This window comes from Streptomyces sp. MK7 (assembly GCF_032658145.1).
Classification (GTDB): Bacteria; Actinomycetota; Actinomycetes; order Streptomycetales; family Streptomycetaceae; genus Streptomyces; species Streptomyces spiralis.
Map to the genome: position 1 here is coordinate 1 of NZ_JAVACL010000176.1, position 350 is coordinate 350.

Annotated in this window: 1 protein-coding gene; it reads left to right on the forward strand. The window is 64.0% G+C overall.

Translation table 11 applies throughout. The features are described from left to right. A partial coding sequence (locus R2S09_RS40370) for an alpha-amylase family glycosyl hydrolase (RefSeq protein WP_306193258.1) occupies nt 1-350 on the forward strand: 350 nt, incomplete at both ends.

The following is a 350-nucleotide window of genomic DNA, read 5'->3' on the forward strand; positions in this document are numbered from 1 at the left end:
ACTACGTGTGGGCCGACGACGACAAGCAGTTCCAGGACGCCCGGATCATCTTCGTCGACACCGAGGCCTCCAACTGGACGTACGACCCGGTACGCAAGCAGTACTACTGGCACCGCTTCTTCTCGCACCAGCCGGACCTGAACTACGAGAACCCGGCGGTGCAGGAGGAGATGATCTCCGCGCTGAAGTTCTGGCTGGACCTCGGCATCGACGGGTTCCGGCTGGACGCGGTGCCGTACCTGTACCAGCAGGAGGGCACCAACTGCGAGAACCTGCCGGCGACCCACGAGTTCCTGAAGCGGGTGCGCAAGGAGATCGACGCCCAGTACCCGGACAAGGTGCTCCTCGCC